The following is a 20,231-nucleotide window of genomic DNA, read 5'->3' as shown; positions in this document are numbered from 1 at the left end:
GGAGCAAAATGGCTATATTACAATCACCTTTAAAAGAGAAATTCGAAAGTCTCGTTAATCAGAGTAATGATGAATTTGATAAAGGTAATCATAATGAGTCTATTACATTATTAGAAGAGGCTTGGAGTGTATTGCCTAATCCGAAAGGTATTTATAATGAAAGTTTTGATTTAGTGAATGATATTATTGATACTTGTTTTATTGTAAAGGATTTTAAGACAGCAAAAAAATGGTCAGATAAAATGTTTTTAACCGGATTTATGCGTATTGATACAGGGGAAAAAGAATTTATTTCAGGAAAAGTTGCGTATGAATTGGGTGATTTAGAAATTGCAAAAGAGTTTTTCAACTTTGCTAACAAAAAATCGGAAGGAAGATGTTTTGAAGATGAGGATGTTAAGTATCTTAAATTCTTCAAAAGTTAAGAGTGTAGGTTAGTTGGTAGATAGCTAAACATTTTATATATGACGAAGATGAAGAATAAATAAAATATAGACGTGAACTTCGGTTCACGTCTTTTTTTGTGTTTTTTTAGTTTCTCCGCTACAAAATCGACTTAAGGTCAGAGATTTAATAGTGTGAGAGATGAGAGTAGTAGCGGGCCATCTTTCTACCGGCGCTTCTTCTAAGATATACGAATGAGGAGTTTTGAAGCTTTTGTGAAATTAACGTTACGAAGCAATTCAGGGGTCGGATTTATACATAGGAAAAAGAATTTAATAACAATCGGAGGTAGTTACTATTGAAAAATCAATATCGTGAACTGTAAGTGACAGCACTTCGCTGATACGCAAGAATGTGTCTATAAGAGATTCATAATAACGTAATCTTGAAAATCGCTATAGCTTCTTTTATTTGGAGTATCAAGTAAACGTCGTAATTCATCAACTGTAAGTACAGCAATCTCCTCTTGTGGTTCGTTTACATTTTTTATTTGCTTCATAGGATTAGGCTCAATCAATTCTTCATCAACTAAAAAGCGGAACATTACTCGTAATGTCTTGAGCTGTGTATTAATGGTTGAAGGAGAGAGACCAACTGTTTTACAATCATCAGGTTTGTAATTATGGATCACATCAGTCGTAATTGTATCTATCTTTCTGCTAAGACCTTTGTAATCGAGGGAATACGTAAAGTATCGGAAGTTTTCCTTATACTCATGCAAAGTGCGTGTAGCGCGTCCTTCAGCTACTTTGGCATGATAGAATCTCTCGAACAAATCATCAATCGTTTGTGTAGCAAATGTTCGTAACTCTTTCTTTATACGTTTCCCTTTATGTTTTGAAAATGTTCCTTCATTATTAAATGTCATAGAAAAAACGCCTCCTATTTTGTTTTTGAAAACGAGATGAGAGACGTATATCTACCTGTTGCAGCCGACCGCCATCGTGTTTGGAAGGCAACCGCCACCCTGCGTCAAGTCAACGCTAAGTCAACGGAAAATAAAAAAGCGCTCTCTCAGTTGATAGAACGCCATTTTACCGTACTGTATGACCCCGAAGAGGCTCGAACTCACGACCTCCACTCTGTCAAGGTGGAGGTTGTTTAAATAATCTAGTCTTTTCTTTGTATTATAAACTCCCAAAACTTTTTTAATTCCTCACGCTTTTGAGGAGTCGCATTTTTTATATCTTCAAACCATTGATAAAGCTCAGGATCTTGTACGTCTGTAATTTGTCTTATTTCAGTTGTACCAAGGAGGTAATCAATAGATACTTCAAAAAAGGTGGCTAATTTTATCAATGTATTATAATCAGGTTCTCGATTTCCTTGTTCATACATTGCATATGTAGTTCGAGCGATCCCTAGTTGTTTTGCCATGTCTTCTTGACGCAGTTTGCGTTCTTTTCGAAGAGTGTGTAGTCTAGTGCCAAACATATGCTACCTCCTTTTAGGTGTTTTCTAAATCAATTATAACGTCACAATATGTAACATTTAATAAAGTACACGAAATGTGTAAAAAATATTGATTTTAAACTAATTATTATGTAATATAATCATTAGTTACACATTTTGTGACAATGAAAGAGGGGGAATAATGAGGTTTTGGTTATTGGAAAAACGTAAAAATAAAGAGAAAACACAAGATTATATTGCATGTAAGGCAAGAATATCTAGAAGTATGTATGCAATGATTGAAAGTGGTGAAAGAAATCCAAGTGTTCCTGTCGCAAAGAATATAGCTAAGGTACTAAATTTTGATTGGACTCTTTTTTTTGAAGAGTAATGTCACAATACGTGTAATTAATAAGGGGATTTCATCTCTATATTGTTTTCCTAAAACGAAATAATATATTAATTATTTTTAAGAAAATATGAAATAAGGGAAGTGTTTAAATATGAACATGAAAACATTTGAAATGCGTGAAAAACGATTAGCAGAACTACTAGGTGCAAAGGTACTATGGGAATTTATAAGTGCTGTTACAGAGGAAATTGAAAAACAAGAACTAGAGTCTACACCAGGTTTATTAGAAGATCTATTCACACATGTAAAAGAAACCATTCAAATCCAGAATATGAATCAACGCATAACAAAAGCCCCTGTAAAAACAGAGACTGATGGTATAAATAAAGATACATTATTTATGGAAGCATATGTAGAATTAATCAATCATAAGTTTATTATTTCTGAATTAGCTGTAGAGCTTTCATCTGTTCTAAAAGAATTAAATTGTTTTGTTCAATCATCTTTGCCACAGCTTCAAAGTGAGCTTGATTCTCAAGAACTTCAATCTGCTTCTCTTTAGGGAGTGATTGAAGTATTTCTTTTATTTCTTTACACTCGTATATGTTATTCTCCGAGTCTTCGATTAATTTATTGCGACGATTGGTGTATTCAAGTGCACCTAAGGTCGCTAATGCGCGAGGATCTAATCCTAGAATTTCCATGTATTCCTCTCCTTTCCTCTACAATAATTCGATAGGGGGAAGGAGATTCCTTTAATGAATTAGTAGAGTCTTTATGTAGCTATACAAATTGTTAATGTTTAGTAGACATGTTACCAAGCAGGAATGTAATAGAATTAGACTTTAAAGAGCTTCTAAAAAAGATCAAAAGAAAGGGGAATCCAGTAATTCTCACTCTTTTTCCTTAAATAATCTACATATGATACGGTTGTTTTCTTTTATCATGAATTTTACATTGGATTCTTTGGGGAAGATTAGGTAGATAAAGGATATGGGGGATGAATGAATAGATAAATAAAATGAAAGAGAATTGTAAGAATTACAGGGATTGTTAAGGGGTTATTAGGTGGAAATTTTCAAGTACTTAAGGGTGGGAAGATGTGTATCAATCATTACTTAAAAAGTAAAAGATTAGTCATTAAATAGGGAGAAGTGTCTAAGTTACTTGTATAGATGAAATAATGGAGCATATGAAATTAAAGCATGATGAAACATGTTGAAATAAATAGAAGGAGATCTTTAGATAGGTTAAGCAGAGAAATAAGACATGCTGAGAAAGTGGCTATTGAATTCGAAGAAGTTAAAGTGTGAAAGGTAACACTTATGTAAGAATATCTATTACTAATTTACTCTATATAAAAAAGCAGCTGCACAAAAGTACAGCTAGTTTTCTTCACAAATTTATATAGCTTTAATGACAAATTGAGATTGAGGTATATATAGTAATTGAGCTGTTAAGGAAGTTGTTGTGTTAGCAAATGGGTATGCTTTCTTATAAGGAAAATTACTATACACTATTTCATTCATTTCATAGGTCGTACACATTTTTTTTGGGGATTTTTTGAGAAATTTTATTTGTACAAGCAGCATTGAACTACCCCCACTTTCACTTCGTTTAGAAGTGAAGGATTCCTAAGTAAAGAGTTCTATCGAACTCTAATTGATTAGGCTAACCCCGCAGTCCTTGCGGTTAGAAGCCTTATCGCTTCATTCTTTAGATTGATACTTGCGTTAATATCTCTATCATGATGTGTTTGACATGAAGGGCAAAACCATTTACGTAGGTTTAGATTTTTAACGTCTTTATTTTGATACCCACAACAAGAACATAATTGGCTGGAAGCAAATGTTTTCGATACGACAATGACTTGTTTGCCATACCATTTTGCTTTGTATTCTAACATGGATCGAAATTGCAACCAAGATACCTCACTAATTGCTTTTGCTAACTTATGATTTTTTAACATATTCGATACTTGCAAATCCTCTATACCGATAAAATCGTGGTTTTTGATGATTTCAGTTGAGATTTTGTCCAAGTAATCTTTTCTAGCATTTGATATGTATTCATGAATTCTAGCTATCTTTACTCGTTGTTTATTCCAGCGAGAAGATCCTTTCATTCTTCTAGAAAGGACACGCTGTGCTTTCGCCAACTTATCTTCTAATGATCGGAAAAACTTCGGATTTTTATAGTGTGTTCCATTTGACAAAATAGCGAAATCTTTTAGTCCTACATCTATTCCAATGTAAGAATGTGTTTTCGGAAGTTCTTGTACTTCTGTTTCAACTAATAGTGACACAAAATATCTACCAGAAGGGTTCCGTCTAACTGTAGCATTTACAATACGTCCCTCTACTTCACGACTTTTGGCAAATCGAACAAGGCCTAGTTTCGGCAACTTTATTTTGTTCCCTACAACGGCAATGTTTTCATTTGTTTGTTTTGTGGTATAAGATTGTACGTTGTTCTTCTTAGATTTAAAGCGCGGTGCGCTGTTTTGTTTTTTGAAAAAGCGTGTATAAGCATCCGCAAGGTTGCGAACAGACGACTGAATCGCAATACTATCCACTTCTTTTAGCCAAACAAGCTCTTTCTTCATGGCAGGTAGTTTGGCAGAGCATGTACCATAGGTCAAGCCTTGTCCTGTTTCTTTGTATGTGTGATCCCATAAGGATAGGAAATGATTGAATACAAAGTGAGAACACCCAATCGTTTTATTGATTAGAATTGCTTGTGCCTGATTTGGATAGATACGAAACTTATAGGCTTTATTCATCATTATTTGATTCACCTCCATTTCGGTATATGACTATTATACACCAAACGTACATTCGGTAGGTAGTGGAGTAACACTTTCTGTATGGCGAACGATTAAGATGGCTTCCTGCCATCCCTTGTTCGAAGCCAATTCATCTCCCAGCTACTCACTGGGCTGTGACCCTTCACGCTCCTTGAGGAAGGAGTCTTCTTGGCTAAAATGATAAATTGGTTTAGCTCTTCTATAACCTCAGACATAGTGATTCCAGCTAGTGGAATATGACTTTGGTAAATTAAGCTATTGTAGTATCCTTCTGATTTTTCCTCACATTTACCTAAAGTAGCTCGCTCTTCATTTTTTTATTGGTCAAGATTTTTTATTTTTTTGCATAGATTCTAGTAAAGAAAAATTTTTTGATTAATTTTAAAAAAAGTAATTGTGAGATAATGAAGTTTCTAAAAATATTTCTGAATTAATTGTTTTTTTGGTTTGCATGATACTCTAGCATGTATTCAACTAGTGTAGTAGATATTTTAATATAATGTAGAACGTACTATAAGGTAGTTGAATAAAAGGGTTCAACTACCTTATAAACTGTAGATATTGTTGGGAAAAGATAAAAAATAGGGTGGAAGTGCTAAAGATATGTTCTAGTGGAGAAGAAGTAGTAGTATGGATTTGGTAGAAAAATCAGCATAATTTTTTATGGAAGAATAATTATTTGATCAAAGTTGTTTAATGAATTCAATTTCATTATCTAATAATAATGGACGAGTTAAGTGGGAAGAGTTCTCTTCAACCTGGGTAGAATTTTTTGCACCAGGAATAGCAACTGAAACGGCAGGGTGACTTAAAACATAACGTAAAGCAACTTGCGCTAAACTTCTATTTGATCGTACAAGTGAACGTAATTTCTCTACTTTGTTTAAGCTATCTTTAAACCACTTTTCCTTTGGCCAATCCTTTCTTAAATCATCGTCTGGAAATTGAGTTTCATGATTAAATTTCCCAGTTAAAATCCCCATTTTAAGTGGGCCTCTTATCACAGCACCTAAATTATGTTTTTCAATATAAGGAAGGATGTCTTTTTCAGGTTCTTTATTCAAAATACTATAATCGAATTGTACGACATCTAAATCATTATCCTGATTAAAATGTTTTATATAATCTAAATCATTAGTAGAAACACCAACAGCTCTTACTTTGCCAGATTTTTTTAAGGTTTGGAAAGCTTGTAGAAAGGCTTCTGTTTCTTCAGGTTTATCCCACCAAATATGACAAAAGTACACATCTATATAATCCGTTTTAAGCCGCAGTAAACTAGCCTCAAACGCATCAATGATCTTTTGAGAATCTCCATAAACGGCTGGTTGATTTGGGTCATAATGATGACCAATTAATCCACCTTTTGTAGAAAGAATAATATCCTGTCTGCGATTATTTATAGCTTTTGCAACTAACGTTTCACTATGACCTAATCCATAAACATCAGCAGTGTCAATAAAATTAACCCCTAGGTCAATTGCTTTTTCAATTGCATCAAGTGATTCATTATCTTTTACTGCTCCCCATTCATCTCCACCAATCGCCCACGAACCGAATCCTATCTCTGAAACTATTAACCCGGTGTTACCTAATAATCTATATTCCATTATGTACGGACTCCTCCTTTACAGTTTATGTTATTAGAAGTATATATAGTGACCAGTTGGAATATTCTTGAATTTATTTTCGGAGTATAAATAAGACTATTTCCTTTAATAAAATATGTAAGATTACTGTATAAAAAGAAATTAGAATTATTAGTGAAATGGTTTTTTATGCTTAAATTGAATAAAAGTATGAACTGTTACGGTATAAATATGAGTTTTATTCATAATTTTAATAACTATGCAATAAGCGAAATAAATGTTGAATTTAGTCGGAAAATATAGATTTACAAATTGCAGAATATGTACATATAGTTGTAACTGTAAATATTATCCGTTTTTAAATATTTATAAAAGGAGAAATTCATATGAAAGAAATACAAGAGAAATATGAAATTGTAGAAGAATTGGATGCAACGGTAGGCCAAGAAGCATTATGGATAGCTCATCAAATGGAAATAGAAAAAGGAATGAACAATGAACCGATTATAATAAAGTTAAAAGGAAAAGTTCAAATAGAGGCCTTGAAGAAAGCGCTTACCGTAATAGTGCAATCACATCCGGCGCTACGTACAATATTTAAGAAGAGGGATGAAAAAATAAAGCAATTAATTCAAAAGAATGTAGAATTTGATATACCAATTAAGGATTTAACTGCTTTTAAAAACACAGAACAAAAATCTATTTTTGAAAATTTCTTAGAATCTATAGTGAATGAGAAATTTAGTTTAGAAGAGGGGCCTTTGTTTAAATTCCACATCATTAAATTCAGTGAAGATACATTTATTTTACATTTAATGTTTCATCATATTATTTATGATGGATGGAGTTTAGGAGTTTTCATCCGACAATTATCCAATACGTATGGTGAATTACTTCAAGGGAAGACGAATGTAGAATTTGAATCTCCTTATCAGAACCTCGTAAAGTATGAGGAGAGTTTTATTGATAGTGCAATATATAAAGAGGGATCATCGTATTGGAAAGATTATTTACAAGGTGAATTGACTCCTACAGAGTTTCCTATTGATTTTAATAAAATAAATGAAAAGAGATATACGGATAAAAATATAAGCAAGAATATTAATTCGGATCTATTTTATCAAATACAATGTTTTGCTAAAAAAAATAATATAAGTATTTATCGAGTAATGTTAAGTACTTATTGTACGTTACTTCATCAGATGACAAATGCTGAAGAGATAATTGTTGGTATTCCAATTAATACTAGACCACATACAGAAGAACGAAATACTTTTGGTTACTTTGTTAATACAGTACCTATACGTATAACAATAGAAAAGGGAGAGACATTTAAGGGAATACTTAATAAAGTGAATAAATCTATTCATCTAGCTATTACGTATAAACATAATCCTTATTCACATATAGTAAAGGATTTAAATCTAAATAAAAATACAAATACAAATCATAATCATAATATGGTATATTCCACAGCATTTAATACGATGAAGATACCGGAATTAAAAATTCCTGATATGGAGTCAACAGTTTTAACAAATTGTAAAAGAGTAAATCCTTTTAATATGACCTGGAGAATAATGAGATACGAAGGGGAAACAGAGAATAAAATTGAGGTTGACTATAACTCAGCATTATATAAACCAGAGAGTATTAGTGATTTAATTGAAAGATATGTATATTTGTTACAAAAACTAATGAAGAATGTGAACGAACCTATCCATTCATTGGATTTGCTTTTAGAAAAAGATCATCGTCTATACAAAGAGATGAACTCAAATGCTCTTACATATCCTAATTCAAAAACATTAGATCAATTAATCGATCTACAAGCATTAGAATCGCCAAATCAAATAGCGATTTCAATGGGGGACAAATCCATTACCTATTATGAATTACAGCAAAGGTCAAATCAAATAGCGAATTATTTACGTGAAAATGATTTGAAAAAGGGACAACGTGTAAGTATTACAATGGAGAGAGAGATTGATACCATTGTATGGATTCTAGGCATCTTAAAATCAGGTGGAGTTTATGTACCAATTGATCCAAAGTTTCCTGAAAAAAGAATAGAATACATCTTAAAAGATAGCGAAAGTCAAATGATTATTACGAAGAAAGAATACAGGGGATTGGTTGAACGGTTTGCGATTCATACAATTTATCTAGAAGATTTTCATTACGCTAATTCCATAGAAAATATTACGCCTACACATACCATAGAAGATGCAGCTTATATTATCTACACGTCAGGTTCAACAGGTTTGCCAAAAGGAGTCGTTGTACCACATAAAGGCGTAGTTAATTTATCATATTCAGTAATCAATACATTTCATTTAGGCAAAGAAGATGTATTTTTACAATTTGCAACGATCATTTTTGACGCCTCCATTATGGAAATATTTCCGATTTTGCTATGTGGAGGAAGAATGCATTTAATTTCTGATATCGAAAAACGTTCAGCAGAGGAATTTATAAATGTAAGTCAAAAGAATGGTATTACAAATGTGGTTTTACCAACTGCGTTTTTTAAATTAATAGCTGATATGCCAAAAGAAATGTTACTTAAATTAAATTCTGTAAAACGTTTATTTGTGGGAGGGGAAACCTTACCTGCAGAATCAGTTCGTAAATGGCAAAGTAAACTAGGGTTAAAGATTCCAGTTCTTAATGCATATGGTCCTACTGAAACTACTGTATGTGCAACCATGTATGAAGTAAATGGTGAGATACAAAAAGAAATCTCTAATATCCCAATAGGTAAACCAATTGCTAATAGTGAAGTTTTCGTGGTTAGTCCGTTCAATACATTATGTCCGTCAGGTGTAGTAGGTGAGTTATTTATTGGCGGTGATGGAATTGCCAACGGATATTTAAATCAACAGGAAAAAACAAAAGAGGCGTTTATTTCTTTCGAAAAATCCTATAATCTTGATAAAAAGATGTATCGCACTGGAGATTTAGTACGTCTTTTACCGAATGGAAATTTAGAATTTATCGGAAGGAAAGATAATCAAGTGAAAATACGTGGGTATCGAATTGAGCTTGATGAAATCGAAGGAACATTATTTAAGCATCCAGAGGTGAGAGATGCTGTAGTATTCACTTATCAAAACGACAAAATCGTTAGTTTTTATTTATCAAAAGACAATACAGAAATAAAACAAGAGGCATTAAAAACATTCTTAAGTGAAAGTTTACCAGATTTTATGATGCCAAATTATGTATTTCACCTTGAAAGTTTTCCTGTATCACCAAGCGGAAAACTAGATAGAAAAAAATTAGAATTACAAATCCCATCTTTACTTGCAAACATGCAGAAGCAATATGTCCCACCAATAAGTGAAACAGAAAAAAGATTGGCAAAAACATGGGCAGAGATTTTAAATTTAGGGAAATATAGAATCGGCAGAGATGATGACTTTTTTAAACTTGGGGGACATTCATTAATTGCTGTGCAAGTGTTAAATCAAATTCAAAAAGAGTTTCATCTAAAAATTGAAATTAGAGATATTTTTGAGCATACAACGATTGCTAGTCTATCTGCTTACATCGATAAATTAATGGCAGTAAATTATGATAGGGAAGAACAGGAGATGCAAGTATTAAAAGTTGCAGATAAGGAAAGTTATCGGTTATCAAGTGCTCAAAAAAGAATCTGGTTTTTAAATAAGTATAACGCCATTAATAGAGTATATGATACACCACTACACATATATATTGAGCCGAGTTTAAATAAGGATATTTTACAAGACACCATAAGATTTTTAGTTGAACGACACGAGATGCTACGAACAGTGTTTATTGAAAGAAATGGAGAGCCTAGACAAGTCATTTTAAACTCAATAGCGATTGATCTGATTCACGATGAGATTGAACATATGTCTAAAAAAGAACAACAAGAATATATACGTACAACAATAAATCAAACGGATCATACACCATTTGATTTAGAAAAGGGCCCTCTTTTTAGGATTAGAATTTTTAATCTGAATAAGAAAAAGTCTTATTTATATATTAATTTACATCACATTATTACAGATGAGTGGAGTGTAAGGAATTTATTAGATGAATTAATGAAGGTATATAGTGCTTTTGCTAAACGTAGAAATCCTGAGTTGCCAACTATTTCTAATCGATATGTAGATTATGCAGAGTGGGAACAGGCGCAGTTAAATTTAGGTCGATGGGATACAGAAAGATCTTATTGGATGGCCGAACTGGCAGCACCTCTTCCTATATTAAATCTTCCTTTAGATTTTAGTAGGAATCGTCAAAGTACAAATAAAGGTACAGTATTTGAAATGAAGTTAGATAATGAAATGAAAGAGTCTTTGAAACAAGTATGTGAACAAGAGAATGTTTCTATGTATATGCTATTTTTAGCAGCGTATATTCAATTGTTACATTATCTAACGGATCAAAAAGATATTATTGTAGGTACACCGGTTGTTGGAAGGAATCATCAAGAATTTGAAAAAATACAAGGATTTTTTGTAAATACCTTAGCGATCAGAACACAATTGAATGATGTGAAAAATTTAACACAGCTATTACAAGTAGTGAGAGAGAAATGTTTGAATTCATTCCAAAACCAATCGTACCCATTTGATAAAGTAATTGAGCAAATAAATCCTGATAGAAGCTTTGGGAATAACCCGATCTTTTCTACTATGTTTAGTTATCAGAAAGATATTCTGCAGCAACATGATGCGTATAAGCTTCAGTTGTTACCTAATAAACAAGATATTAGTAAGTTTGACATTTCTTTAGCTGTTGAAGAAGGATTGGATTATGTAGGGATTTCATTTGAGTATGATATTAATCTTTTCAAGGAAGAGTCAATTAACAGGTTTACTCAAAACTTACTTAATATACTGGACGCCTTTATTCATCAACGAACAGTAACATATGAAAATCTTTCATTCCTATCACAGGAAGAAGAATCTTTATATAAAAAGGTAAATCATACAGAAAGACCATATCCTTATTTTCAAAATATACAGGAGCAATTCTATATGCAAGTAGATAGACAACCCGATCGGATTGCTATAGTGACTGCAAAGGAATCTTTAACATATAGACAATTAAATATGAGCTCTAATCAAGTAGCTCAACATTTACTCGAAAAAGGTATAAAAAGAGGTGATAAGGTAGCCATATTTTTAGATAGAAGTATGAATAGTATCGTTTCTATGCTTGGAATATTAAAAGCCGGTGCTGCCTATATACCAATCGATGTAAAATACCCTGAGGATAGAATAAATTATATAGTTCGTGACAGTGAGGCATGTAGAATTATAACGAGTAACAAATTTAAAAGTCATTTGAATGTAAGTGATTATAAGGTTTCAATAATAGAGGATATATATCGTACGACTATAAATGATGATGTAAAAATTTTAAATAAACCAGATGACTTGGCATATGTAATTTATACTTCAGGCTCAACAGGAAAACCAAAAGGTACATTATTAACGCATAAAGGAGTATTAAATTTAGTTGAATGGAGAAATGAAGTGTTTCAGATCTCTCCAAATGATAAAGTAACACAGTTTTATTCCCATAGTTTTGATTCTTCAGTATCAGAAATTTTTTCTACCTTGTTAAATGGGGCAGAACTATATTTATTAAGTGATGAACAACGCTATTCAACTGTCGCATATGCTCAAGCCATTCAAGAAACTCAAGCAACTATTTCCGACTTACCAACAGTCTTTTTCAATGAATTATCGACTTCATTAACGAAACTGGATAGCGAAAAGATACGTTCTTTAAGATTTATAATAATGGGAGGGGAAGCTGCATCAACAAATGCTATTAGAAGTTGGCAAAATACTTTTAAAAACCAAGTACAGCTGGTAAATGAGTATGGCCCTACTGAAGCAACCGTTTCAGCAATGTATTATTTCGTACCAGTTTTAGAAGAAGAAAATAATCTTTTAGGAAGCGTACCGATTGGTATTCCGATTTCTAATACAAAGGTTCATATATTGAATTCATATATGCAACATTGTCCGGTAGGGGGCATGGGTGAATTATATATTGAAAGTTTAGGACTGGCCCAAGGGTATTGGAAGCAGGAAGAGAAAACAAAACAGGCATTTATTTCAAACCCATTTTCAGAAGATAATAGTAAAAGATTATATCGAACAGGTGATTTAGCAAGATGGTTACCAAATGGAAATATAGAATTTATGGGAAGAAAAGATAAGCAGGTTAAAATTAGAGGGCACAGAATTGAATTAGGAGAAATAGAAGATGCAATGTTACAACTTGAGGGAATAAGTCAGGCTGTAGTAACACAAACGGAAGATGGAATGTTACTGCAAGCTTATTATAAAACAGTGGACGGTATAGGGATAGAGAAAAATAAGTTAGCTTTACATTTATCAAATGTATTGCCTGAATATATGGTCCCTAAATATTACTCTCATGTGTTAGAAATACCAATAACGGCGAACGGTAAAATTGACTTTGAAAAGCTGCCAAAAATAGAGTTTGGTCATGAGCAAAAAGATGAGTGTAAACTTAAACCTCAAACTAAAGTGCAAAAAGACATTGCAAAGGTATGGTCTGAAGTTCTAAACATAAAATCTATAGGTTTAAAAGATGATTTCTTTAATTTGGGTGGACATTCTTTAAAAGTTATGCCGGCATTAGTCAAATTAAAACCGTTATACCCTAACTTGAAAATTCAAGATTTCTTTAAGTATAGAACAATAGAAAAATTAGCCTCTCATATTGAAGAGATGGAAGGCATGTCGTCCAAGAAAGAGAAAAATATGAATGTAGCATGTATGGAAAATGAAACGAAAACGACTCCTGTTTATGAAAGAACTAAATTAGAAGAATGTGAGTTAGATCTGGTGAATTATCCAAACACAGTTTTCCTTACAGGGGCAACAGGATATTTAGGAGCACATATTTTAGAACGATTATTACAGTTGCCATCTACGACTATTTACTGTTTAGTAAGAAAAAATGAGGATCAAGTAATTGGTGCAAAGTTAAAAGAAAGAATGGAGTTTTATTTCGGTAAAGAAATCCTTCAAAAGTTGAAGGAGAGAGTAGAATTAATTGAAGGAGATTTATCTTTGATGAATCTAGGTCTAGATTCAAAGCAAATGGACCATTTAAAGAATAGGGTAGAGTCAATCATACATTGTGGTGGAGAAGTTAGACATTATGGAGAACGTGAGCATTTTCAAAAGGTAAATGTTCAGTCTACAAAATACTTATTGGAATTAGCTAAGAACACAAATGCACGTTTTCATTATATATCGACTTTAAGTGTAGTAGGTCAGGCTGAAAGCGATCCAAAAGAATTTGAATTCTTTGAGTCTAATTTTGATAGAGGGCAAAATTTGGATAATCTGTACCTAGAAAGTAAGTTTCAAGGCGAGAAAATGGTCAGAGAAGCAATGGAAAAAGGAGTTCGTGCCACGATATACCGTGTGGGGAATTTAGTGGGTAACTCTAAAACAGGTAAATTTCAATACAATATTAATGAAAACGCATTTTATAGATTATTAAAAGGGATATGCCTATCTAGCATAGCTCCTGACGTCAATACGTATGTAGATTTAACGCCTGTAGATTATGGAAGCTTAGCTATTACTGAATTATCTTATAAGGCTAATACAGTAAATAAAACCATGCATATTTGTAATCCAAATCAGCTTAAATGGGACCAATTTATTAATAGTTTACAAGCTTTTGGATACGATATCCTGTTAATGAAACAAGAGAAGTATATAGAGAAGTTTTTTAATACGAATCTAACTACTGATGAACAGAAAGCTTTAGAGCTCATAATGCCTTTATTAGAATCTGTAGAAGAGCTATCAGTAGCTATACCATCTTGTTTATACACGCAAGGATATTTGAAGAATGTACATTGTTTAGAGCCAAATCAAGAGTATATCAATTTGTTATTAAATTATGCTATGAGTATAGAGTATTTACCATTAATTAAAGAACCAATACTGTTGTAGTATAATTTATCGATTTTGAACAAAAAAGAACCTGTTTTCCATTGAGAACAGGTTCTTTTTCTGGAAAGAGATCTACTTAGTGGTACGGAATAGATTTCTTTTCAATAGGGTTGGGAACGCACTATTGAAAATATGAATATACAATTATGCGTTTTTAAAGTAATAAATTTGATATTTAATTGAAAAGTTTTTGATAGATAGTTTTAAATTATTTTTAGAAATTTATTTATTAATATTAAAAATCGAAGGTGAAAGCTTGAAGTTAAATGACATTTAAAACATTGCTTAATTTATGCATTCTAGAAGGGGGAGTTAAGTTGATGGGAAATGAAAACATATCAATGAAAGAAAAGATTATGAATACAATATTGGAGTTAATTAAAGATGAACGTTTGTAAAAGGTATTCATTGAAAAAACGTTTATAAAATAAACTTAATCACCTTTATAAACTGGATATTTCAATGTTTCGTATATAAACCCTTTTTGTTTGTAAAGATATACCTTTATAAACGGAAGTTCACTTTCTTCATTGTTGTATGGAACTCTTCTTTTCTGATAGGGGGAGGATCTCTACATTGGGAAATACGTCAATTTCTTTGGTGCATATAATTTTGAGGAGTTACATTTGACTAATTTACAATCCTTACGTCCTTTGTATATAAAAGAGCTGACTTATTTTTAATAAGGTAAAATCTGGATTTTTTGTCTGAACGTACTTTGCTTGTTTTTTTGAAATGTTAATGTTGCTCTTTGTAGGGCAAAGGGAAAAAATATTAAGAATAGTTAGTGTTAATTATATCAATTTACTACATATTATATTTATGTAAATATTATTATAATTACATTTTTTTAAACTTTCCCCTAATAAAGTTTTGAAAGAGTTATCTCTGTATTCTCCATGTTGTAAATATGCAAAGAAGAGAGAAAATTAATATTATTATAATGGGATTTTAAAATGAAATTTATAACATTTTAAGAGAAATAATACCTTGATTTCGACGTAATGGAATGAATCTGGAAGGGGGGCTATGTTCCCAGCTTGTACAAATGAAGAAATTATTGTTTCAACAGGCAATGGCGAATCAATCGTAGAAATAGGTACTTTCCGTGTGAAAGTTAAAGTTGAAAATGCTGCTGGTTTAATTGATACAATGTACACAGCGTCAGTAAAATTAACAAGATAAAATAATTGAAAATTGGGAGGAATTTCACATGAAACCATGGAAAAAGAAAATGGGTATGACAATGTTGGCTTCAGCAATGGCATTAGGAGGTGTAGCTACTCTAGAATTAGTTAACCCCGTATCAAAAGCAGCTGCGGCTTCAGGTTACGGAGCTAGCGTAAATACAACAAAAGCAAATCATTATGTTGGTACAGATTCATATATACATATTAAAATTAAAAATGACAACAAAGCTTATGAAGTTGAGCTTCGTATACAACCACAAATTCAGCGCACAAATGGCACGTGGGAAAATGTGAATAAACCTTTAATTTCTTGGTTTGTACCTGGAGAATATGTAGGAATGAACATTGATATTGGTAGAGTCAATTATGATGGCGTAGGCATTTATGAAAAAGGCAAATATCGTTTGAAAGTTGATACGTACAAAACAACATCTTCAGGTTCTGTATATTTAGGAACGTTTAACACAGACGTATTTTATTTAAAATAATATCAATAATAAAACTCCCTTTTAGGAGTTTTCAGAGTAAGGTAAGAGGTATCGAGGATTTAATAGTAGATTCTTTTTAGGACTTTTTAGGGTAGAAAAATACTAACCATATAGAAGTATATTTATAGCGGACGCCCCTATGATGGGAGTATCCGTTTTTTGTTTTAGGGGTACAGACCCATTGCCATCAACCTAAGAAAACAGTTCACCCCCAAAACGATAAATAAGCTTTTTCGTTACAAGAAATCCTAAAAATTTCGTTCTGGGGGTGTAATAAAACTTTGGGTTGATGGGCATGTGTCTGTGCCCCTAATTTAAGATGATGTCGTACTTCCTCTTAAATCAGATCCGACTATACTTATTCTAACTTTCTACCTGTTAATAAACTTTACAACAGAACCCTAATTTGCAAGCTGGCGGAACAAATCGAAATATCATGCTTTCCCATCAAATAACAAACAGCAACAGTACTTTAAATTTATTTCTTAGGATATCGCTCTTTTACAAGTTCTTCGATGTTAATAGCTTTTTTAATTTCTTCTGATGATAACCAAGGTGTATATCTTGTTCCATTCTTAGTTTGTAAATATATCTGAAATTTTTTATTATATAGTTCTTCTTTAAGGATTGTGGTTATCTTGATTAAATCTTTAATTACAAGGGGATTATTTTCAAATTCATTACTACCGGTATTAATAATTAAATTCACCTTATATCCTCGAACATCCATATATTCCAAATTTGCATAAGTAATACCTTGTAATTCAAAACGATTGTTTTGAATTGCAATTAATCTCTCTTCTATTTTTGTATGATTTTTAATCCAATTTTCCAAATAAATGTCTATGGTATTGTTCATCGTTTTTTTCATTGTTAATAACAGCTCTTCTTTTGTTATCATTTTTTGCACATTTTTAAAAGGTCCACCTAAAGATTTTCCATTATAATCCTTAATTTCAAGTTCTGTTATCTTTTTATTATTTTTCTGGATGAGTTGAAATAGAGTATATAAACGATCTAATTCTACTGATTCAAATTGGCTAAAGTCAATCTCGTTACTCATTTGCAAAGTTAATAATAATTCATTAGTTGGTTTTCCTTCATCTGACCTTCTATCCTCTGACAAATATTGAAGAGTGTTATCAGTTTTAGTTTCCACGTACCCTAACTTTTTTATTTCTTCTAGAGTTGGTTGGAATTTCTGATATGCCTCATATGTTTTTTTTCCATATTTGTATTCATCACTTTTTATGGATGAATAGAAGAGACCATCTACCTCTACTCGAAATTGAATATTTTTATTATTCTTTACTTGCACAGTATGGTATGCATGTCCCATATTATTTTCATTTAAAGGGCTCATATGTGTTACAACAACATCGATTCCGTGTTTTTCTTTTATATATTTTTGTACCTCATCTTCATTAACTTGATTACAACCACTTAAAAATATGAAACATACTACTAGCAATATTACATTTTTCATGCTTTTCATATAAGCACTCCCTACGTAAGGTTAATTATTGAATATGCAGCACACTGCAAAGCACTCTTTCCTTAGTCGTATACTTCAACTTTTATATAGTGTGAATCTTAAATCATTTAAGTTCTTGACGTTCCCGTCTATACTGCTTGGAACATTACTGTCTTAAATATATAACTTATTTGTTTCAAGGTCTTTCTCAGTTCTAAAAGCATATGGTTCATTGGGCAAATATCTAAATTGTACATTCATACCATGAGACCTATTTTACTATAAAATAATGAAAAAATACGCAATTCTTTCTGTAGAATCATAGGAAAGGATGGCGTTTTTTATGTCTGTTTCTGTGTCTAACGAATTACAACTATTTGCTCTAGAGATTCAAAGTGCCCTATCTCCAAATGCCTTACGAAATCTTGCTAGAGATGTTGGCTTTGTACAACGAACCAGTAAGTACCAAGCAAAAGATTTAGTCGCTTTATGTGTATGGGTGAGCCAAAATGTAGCTATGACTTCTTTAACTCAGTTATCTAGCTGTTTAGAAGCATCAACAGAAGTACTCATCAGCCCTGAGGGTTTGAATCACATTGCCATCAAGTTAAAAAAATATTTTTCACCCAAAACAAAAAAACGAGCTAAATTCAAATAAATAACCGTAGAGAGATAATAATTTTATTTTGGGAGTCCTTTAATCTTAGCTTGATGGTGATGTGGCGGTACCCCACATCCATCAACTTAAGGGATATTTTCAAACAAAATGTGGTTTTTTTATATAATTTTTTATTATCTTTTATAGATTTTATAAAAGTAGGCATATCAAATAAACCCTGACAGGTTTCAATTTTTTACTATGCTACCTGAGGATTAGAAGTGGTATACTCATAAACAACACCCAAAATATCAAAGACTGTCTTTTTCTCGTACCGATGAGATTTTCGTCCGTTGTGCTGTAGGAGGTTAAACAGACGAAGGAGAACCTTTGATAATTCTTGGGTGTTTTTGTGTAATGCTTGGTAAAAAAGTGAAAAATAATCCTTAATTATATACATTGCTTTATATTCACTTAGTTCTTTCTGTTTTTTACGTAATAGGAGTTCTCGCATTTTAAACATAGTAGAAGAACATAATAGAATACTAATGAGTTGCCCATAAAGATGACATTCTAATCGCTCTTGTTTAATAGATTTACAACGATGAATTTGAAACCAAGATTTCCATATTTTAAATAACAGCTCAATTTGCCAACGTAATGAATATAGGTCATAGATTTTCTCTTTTGGTACCCATTCCGTAGGAATGTTTGTCATATATACCGTGATACCTTGTAAAAGCTTCGTGCGCTCTGTATATGTAATCCCTTTTTTCTTTTCACGAATAGCTCGGTCACGTAAGCGTTTCTGTTTTTGCTCCTCGGTACATCTATAAACTACAATACGAGTAGGCAGTTTGTCTTTACTCCCTACATATACATCGTGTAATTCATAAACTTGGCCAGGTTTTAATTGTTTCATAATGTCTTCCAAATGAATTTGTATATATACTGGTTTCAATTGAGGAGGTTTTGTTTTAAATACGACTGTTTCGAACTCTTTTCTATATATTTTAGTCGGTAACTTAAGACGGGATAAATAATACCCCTGCTTGTCTTGAATAGACTTAAAGTCTTGTAGACGAAAATATCCTAAGTCACGGATATACAGCTCATTCTTTTGTATCATGTCTGTTCGAGTCGCACCATACGCCTGATCACTTCGTTTTCCTGGTTCAATTTTCACATCAGAAAACTCTCCACTCAACAAGTCATACTCTAGTTGAATTTTCACACCAGCTTTATGACTACATCCTCCGGCACCAGGATACATAGCTGCGAATCGATCTGGAACTTGAAAGGTTGTAGAATCAAGGATGCGAATGCGCTCAAAGTAGGAAGAAAGAGAATGAGAAATCTTAGATACGCCTCCAATCTTAGCCTGTAGAAGCGTAGTAAATACAGTACGAAAAAAGGCTACAGAAGCCGAGTTAAATCGCCGATTAAGTCCTTCCGGACTTAATAAAACTCCTGTTGAAGTTTCTAATTGACTACATAGTTGGGTAAGAGAGGTAGTAGCGACTTGTTGATTTAGCCATACACACAAAGATAAAAAATGATGCCCGTGGCACTTCCGTTTTCGTTTCATCCCGCCTGCTTCTATAGCTAATTGATTAAGTGTAGCGGGAGACATATATCGATATAACTCTTCGGCAAATAAAGACAACTCTTGCTTTTGATGCATATTCATAAAAAGCACGTCACCCTTTCTCATTAATATAAGAAAATAGTAACGCGCTTTTAATTTCAAAAATAGCCCGAATCCTTAAGTTGATGGATGTGTGGCGGTACCCCCTTTTATCAAAAAAAGGGTATCGTAATGGGAGCATCAATAATTGACTACGACAATAAGGTAAGATCGCTTCTGTCAGGAACAAGTAATTTATTATTAGTATTCCCTT

12 protein-coding genes and 3 pseudogenes are annotated in these 20,231 nt (G+C 32.3%); 7 read left to right on the top strand and 8 right to left on the bottom strand.

Annotated features, from left to right (window positions below; all coding sequences use genetic code 11):
* The first annotated feature begins 8 nt into the window (after positions 1-8).
* A complete protein-coding gene (locus NST27_RS27875; protein WP_000996349.1) occupies positions 9-425 on the top strand; it encodes a hypothetical protein in 417 nt (138 codons plus the stop codon).
* Positions 426-802: 377 nt separating this feature from the next.
* Here NST27_RS27875 and NST27_RS27870 read toward each other — a convergent pair whose 3' ends face one another.
* Both NST27_RS27870 and NST27_RS27865 read right to left on the bottom strand, forming a co-directional pair.
* The gene (locus tag NST27_RS27870; protein WP_052133355.1) at positions 803-1,312 is read right to left on the bottom strand and encodes a tyrosine-type recombinase/integrase; all 510 of its coding nucleotides are present in this window, start codon (positions 1,310-1,312) and stop codon (positions 803-805) included.
* 242 nt (positions 1,313-1,554) lie between these two features.
* Positions 1,555-1,878 (bottom strand): helix-turn-helix domain-containing protein, encoded by a 324-nt coding sequence (locus NST27_RS27865; RefSeq protein WP_000468117.1) that lies wholly within the window; start codon positions 1,876-1,878, stop codon positions 1,555-1,557.
* Between the two features lie 160 nt (positions 1,879-2,038).
* Here NST27_RS27865 and NST27_RS27860 point away from each other — a divergent pair, with 160 nt between their 5' ends.
* Together NST27_RS27860 and NST27_RS27855 are read left to right on the top strand one after the other, a co-directional pair.
* Positions 2,039-2,227, top strand: coding sequence for a helix-turn-helix transcriptional regulator (locus tag NST27_RS27860; protein WP_001213252.1), 189 nt, complete (start codon positions 2,039-2,041; stop codon positions 2,225-2,227).
* A 112-nt stretch (positions 2,228-2,339) separates the two neighbouring features.
* The gene (locus NST27_RS27855) at positions 2,340-2,750 is read left to right on the top strand and encodes a hypothetical protein (RefSeq protein WP_047387782.1); all 411 of its coding nucleotides are present in this window, start codon (positions 2,340-2,342) and stop codon (positions 2,748-2,750) included.
* Positions 2,751-3,591: 841 nt separating this feature from the next.
* Here NST27_RS27855 and NST27_RS27850 read toward each other — a convergent pair.
* The 4 genes and pseudogenes from NST27_RS27850 to NST27_RS27835 all read right to left on the bottom strand — a co-directional run.
* A pseudogene (locus NST27_RS27850) lies at positions 3,592-3,784 on the bottom strand (hypothetical protein); the annotation flags it as partial.
* A gap of 70 nt (positions 3,785-3,854) precedes the next feature.
* Positions 3,855-4,973, bottom strand: a complete 1,119-nt coding sequence (gene tnpB, locus NST27_RS27845) for an IS200/IS605 family element RNA-guided endonuclease TnpB (RefSeq protein WP_341035286.1) — start codon at positions 4,971-4,973, stop codon at positions 3,855-3,857.
* 200 nt (positions 4,974-5,173) lie between these two features.
* A pseudogene (locus NST27_RS27840) lies at positions 5,174-5,354 on the bottom strand (aspartate aminotransferase family protein); the annotation flags it as partial.
* Between the two features lie 323 nt (positions 5,355-5,677).
* Positions 5,678-6,604, bottom strand: a complete 927-nt coding sequence (locus tag NST27_RS27835) for an aldo/keto reductase (RefSeq protein WP_061662000.1) — start codon at positions 6,602-6,604, stop codon at positions 5,678-5,680.
* A gap of 365 nt (positions 6,605-6,969) precedes the next feature.
* On the opposite strand from NST27_RS27835, the gene NST27_RS27830 reads away from it, so the two are divergent.
* The 3 genes from NST27_RS27830 to NST27_RS27820 all read left to right on the top strand — a co-directional run bounded on the left by NST27_RS27830 (position 6,970) and on the right by NST27_RS27820 (position 16,258).
* Positions 6,970-14,580, top strand: a complete 7,611-nt coding sequence (locus tag NST27_RS27830) for a non-ribosomal peptide synthetase (protein WP_098289701.1) — start codon at positions 6,970-6,972, stop codon at positions 14,578-14,580.
* A gap of 1,029 nt (positions 14,581-15,609) precedes the next feature.
* Positions 15,610-15,765 carry a hypothetical protein gene (locus tag NST27_RS27825; protein WP_170924503.1) on the top strand — a complete coding sequence of 52 codons (156 nt, stop codon included), beginning with the start codon at positions 15,610-15,612 and terminating at the stop codon, positions 15,763-15,765.
* Between the two features lie 28 nt (positions 15,766-15,793).
* Positions 15,794-16,258: a hypothetical protein gene (locus NST27_RS27820; protein WP_061661974.1), complete on the top strand. Its 465-nt coding sequence runs from the start codon at positions 15,794-15,796 to the stop codon at positions 16,256-16,258.
* A 478-nt stretch (positions 16,259-16,736) separates the two neighbouring features.
* Here NST27_RS27820 and NST27_RS27815 read toward each other — a convergent pair whose 3' ends face one another.
* A complete protein-coding gene (locus tag NST27_RS27815; protein WP_098289699.1) occupies positions 16,737-17,753 on the bottom strand; it encodes a hypothetical protein in 1,017 nt (338 codons plus the stop codon).
* A 322-nt stretch (positions 17,754-18,075) separates the two neighbouring features.
* Between NST27_RS27815 and NST27_RS27810 the strand changes: the two are divergent.
* Positions 18,076-18,324, top strand: a pseudogene (locus NST27_RS27810) (IS4 family transposase); the annotation flags it as partial.
* A 265-nt stretch (positions 18,325-18,589) separates the two neighbouring features.
* Here the strand turns inward: NST27_RS27810 and NST27_RS27805 are convergent.
* Positions 18,590-20,020 carry an IS4 family transposase gene (locus NST27_RS27805; RefSeq protein ID WP_001055922.1) on the bottom strand — a complete coding sequence of 477 codons (1,431 nt, stop codon included), beginning with the start codon at positions 20,018-20,020 and terminating at the stop codon, positions 18,590-18,592.
* Between the last annotated feature and the right edge of the window lie 211 nt (positions 20,021-20,231).

The sequence above is a fragment of the Bacillus sp. FSL W8-0770 genome, assembly GCF_038008705.1.
GTDB lineage: Bacteria > Bacillota > Bacilli > Bacillales > Bacillaceae_G > Bacillus_A > Bacillus_A cereus.
This window is presented reverse-complemented; position numbering and strand designations above follow the sequence as displayed.

What these genes read in the sequence shown, in the direction of transcription:
- NST27_RS27875 (WP_000996349.1), top strand. Translation starts at nt 9, where the DNA reads ATGGCTATATTACAATCACCTTTAAAAGAGAAATTCGAAAGTCTCGTT.
- NST27_RS27870 (WP_052133355.1), bottom strand. Translation starts at nt 1,312, where the DNA reads ATGACATTTAATAATGAAGGAACATTTTCAAAACATAAAGGGAAACGT.
- NST27_RS27865 (WP_000468117.1), bottom strand. Translation starts at nt 1,878, where the DNA reads ATGTTTGGCACTAGACTACACACTCTTCGAAAAGAACGCAAACTGCGT.
- NST27_RS27860 (WP_001213252.1), top strand. Translation starts at nt 2,039, where the DNA reads ATGAGGTTTTGGTTATTGGAAAAACGTAAAAATAAAGAGAAAACACAA.
- NST27_RS27855 (WP_047387782.1), top strand. Translation starts at nt 2,340, where the DNA reads ATGAACATGAAAACATTTGAAATGCGTGAAAAACGATTAGCAGAACTA.
- tnpB (WP_341035286.1), bottom strand. Translation starts at nt 4,973, where the DNA reads ATGATGAATAAAGCCTATAAGTTTCGTATCTATCCAAATCAGGCACAA.
- NST27_RS27835 (WP_061662000.1), bottom strand. Translation starts at nt 6,604, where the DNA reads ATGGAATATAGATTATTAGGTAACACCGGGTTAATAGTTTCAGAGATA.
- NST27_RS27830 (WP_098289701.1), top strand. Translation starts at nt 6,970, where the DNA reads ATGAAAGAAATACAAGAGAAATATGAAATTGTAGAAGAATTGGATGCA.
- NST27_RS27825 (WP_170924503.1), top strand. Translation starts at nt 15,610, where the DNA reads ATGTTCCCAGCTTGTACAAATGAAGAAATTATTGTTTCAACAGGCAAT.
- NST27_RS27820 (WP_061661974.1), top strand. Translation starts at nt 15,794, where the DNA reads ATGAAACCATGGAAAAAGAAAATGGGTATGACAATGTTGGCTTCAGCA.
- NST27_RS27815 (WP_098289699.1), bottom strand. Translation starts at nt 17,753, where the DNA reads ATGAAAAGCATGAAAAATGTAATATTGCTAGTAGTATGTTTCATATTT.
- NST27_RS27805 (WP_001055922.1), bottom strand. Translation starts at nt 20,020, where the DNA reads ATGAATATGCATCAAAAGCAAGAGTTGTCTTTATTTGCCGAAGAGTTA.